This window comes from bacterium (genome assembly GCA_040757115.1).
In the GTDB taxonomy this organism is placed as follows: Bacteria; UBA9089; CG2-30-40-21; order CG2-30-40-21; family SBAY01; genus JBFLXS01.
Map to the genome: position 1 here is coordinate 1 of JBFLYA010000381.1, position 2,412 is coordinate 2,412.

At 42.5% G+C, this 2,412-nt stretch carries 4 protein-coding genes; 3 read left to right on the forward strand and 1 reads right to left on the reverse strand.

Annotated features, from left to right (window positions below; genetic code table 11):
• The first annotated feature begins 118 nt into the window (after positions 1–118).
• On the forward strand, positions 119–994 hold the full coding sequence (locus AB1422_18870) for a choice-of-anchor L domain-containing protein (GenBank protein MEW6621364.1): 876 nt from the start codon (positions 119–121) through the stop codon (positions 992–994).
• Between the two features lie 133 nt (positions 995–1,127).
• Here AB1422_18870 and AB1422_18875 read toward each other — a convergent pair whose 3' ends face one another.
• Positions 1,128–1,376, reverse strand: coding sequence for a hypothetical protein (locus tag AB1422_18875; protein ID MEW6621365.1), 249 nt, complete (start codon positions 1,374–1,376; stop codon positions 1,128–1,130).
• 13 nt (positions 1,377–1,389) lie between these two features.
• On the opposite strand from AB1422_18875, the gene AB1422_18880 reads away from it, so the two are divergent.
• Together AB1422_18880 and AB1422_18885 are read left to right on the forward strand one after the other, a co-directional pair.
• Positions 1,390–1,638 (forward strand): ribbon-helix-helix protein, CopG family, encoded by a 249-nt coding sequence (locus AB1422_18880; protein MEW6621366.1) that lies wholly within the window; start codon positions 1,390–1,392, stop codon positions 1,636–1,638.
• Positions 1,635–2,033 carry a type II toxin-antitoxin system VapC family toxin gene (locus AB1422_18885; GenBank protein MEW6621367.1) on the forward strand — a complete coding sequence of 133 codons (399 nt, stop codon included), beginning with the start codon at positions 1,635–1,637 and terminating at the stop codon, positions 2,031–2,033. The genes AB1422_18880 and AB1422_18885 overlap by 4 nt, the downstream gene beginning before the upstream one ends.
• The last annotated feature ends 379 nt before the right edge of the window (positions 2,034–2,412 follow it).

Consider the following 2,412-nt stretch of genomic DNA (forward strand, 5'->3'; position numbering starts at 1 on the left):
AATATATTTTTTATTTTAAAAAGTCTTTGTGCATCTGGCATACAAATTGCTACTTTTGAAGTATGATTCACTTTGAAGAATGATCTGATAAATTCTAAATAGAAGGAGGTGAAAAAGAATGAAAAAGCTCTTGATGTTTTTGTGCGTCGTGTCCCTCGTAGCGCTTTGGGCTCCGGCATTTGCTTTGACGGTAACGCCGCTGGACAGCGCCACTAATTTAGCCCAAAGTCTTGTGGGGCCGGGGGTCACAATATCGAATGTTACTTATACGGGAGCAAGCGCTGCATCGGGATATTTTACGGGTGGCCTTGCCGCTGGAATCGGCATTCAAAGCGGTATTGTCTTGACCTCTGGGTACGCTTCCCACCTGAATGGCACATCTAATACTTCAGACGCCATAACGGGTAATAATGGTTTGCCGGGTGCCGCCATGCTTAATAATTTGATCCCCGGGTATAGCACAAATGATGCCACGATTCTGGAGTTTGACTTTGTAAGTGCCGGGACCTCAGCTTATTTCAACTATGTCTTTGGTTCTGAAGAGTATAACGAATGGGTTAATTCAAGTTATAATGACGTGTTTGGCTTCTTTTTTAATGGAACGGCAGTTTCAGATAACGTGGCGCTTATTCCAGGGACATCGACAGCAGTTGCCATCAACAATGTAAACAACGGATCCAACTCTCTCTATTATAACGATAATGATCCTGGTGACCTATCTCCGATTCCATTTGCTTTTGAATATGACGGGTTTACCGACGTGTTTACAGCCAGCATACTAGGGCTGACTGCTGGGAATACATATCATCTGACATTGGCCATAGCAGATGCCGGTGATAGCGTTTTGGATTCTGGAGTTTTTTTACAGGCAAAAAGTTTTTCTCAAGATCCTGTGAACCCAGATGTTCCAGAGCCCGCGACCATGGTGTTGCTTGGTTCCGGTCTGGTTGGTCTGGCCGGGTTTGGACGGAAGAAGCTTTCCAAAAAAGTCTAAAAAGAGATAATCAAAAAAGCCATAAAAGCCATAAAAGCCACCTTGGGGATTCCCCCGAGGTGGCTTTTATATTATATTTACACTAATGGATGCGTTTTCTCGGGTTCTTTAATTTTGGGGGCAACTATTTGTATTATACTAACCATCTTTGCAAGGTCTCATCGTTTACCTTAATTCCATCTATCTCCATAAGCTTCTCAGATGCCGGCGTTAGCCCAAATCCCGGGGCTTCGCATTTCCTCCCTTTGGCAGAGGGAGGCCAGGAGGGATTTTTTAAAGAATATAAATGCCTGCCCCCGGTAATTTCCCTCCCCCGAAGACTTGCCTTGTCGTCCCTTTTGCCATTGACAAGGATAAAATATACTTGTACATATATGTGCAAGGAGGTGATCATTGTGCCGCAGTTAGCTATCTATATTGACGATCAGTTGGCCAAGAAACTGGATAAGGCCATAGAGGTCTCAAAGAAATCAAGATCCAAATGGGTTGCCGATTTGATCAGGGCAAGATTGGAAGATGAGTGGCCGGAAGGTTTTTTTGATCTGGCCGGCAGCTGGGAAGGCGACGAGGGTCCTCAAGAGATTATGGCCAAAATACGAAAGGGTTTAGGACAAACGGACAAAAGAGAGGATTTATCATCGTGATTCGATTATTGGATACCAATATCTGCATATATTTTTTGAATCAAACCTCGGAAAGAATAATCGGACGGTTTCAAAATCTGTCACCTTCACAAATAAAGTTGCCTTCAATCACCGTAGCAGAATTGTATTATGGTGCGGAAAAAAGTAAGGCCAGGGCAAAAAACCGGGAAAGGGTCAAACGTTTCGTTTCCACCCTTGAAATCATTCCGTTTGACCAAAAGGCATGTGACACCTATGCGAAAGTTCGATGTGCCCTTGAGAAATCAGGAACTCCCGTAGGACCTATGGATCTTCTAATTGCCTCAATCGGCCTCGCCCATAACTTCGTGCTGGTTACGAATAATGTGAAAGAGTTTGAAAGGGTGAAGGGGTTAAAGCTCGAAAATTGGCTTTGAGTTCAAGACACAACGAGATCAAAACATTATAGAATTAGTAAATCACAAAGCCGTTCACGAATTCCTTCGTGTCTTCGTGGCAAATTTGGTTCCGGCTTGTCCGCGTCAGGGCAGAAAAAATACACGCAATGGCAGAAAGAAGTAAAAAGGTACTTTTCAAGAAAGTGGAACTATTTTTCATAAAAGTGGAAATACTTTTCCACTAAAGAGAAAACCTTTTCCATTCAGCTAAAGATGATCTGCCATCTCCTGCGCTAACTATCCGTAAATAATATATTTTTTATTTTAAAAAGTCTTTGTGCATCTGGCATACAAATTGCTACTTTTGAAGTATGATTCACTTTGAAGAATGATCTGATAAATTCTAAATAGAAGGAGG

Coding starts and splice junctions, on each gene's coding strand:
- AB1422_18870 (MEW6621364.1), top strand. CDS start 119: ATGAAAAAGCTCTTGATGTTTTTGTGCGTCGTGTCCCTCGTAGCGCTT.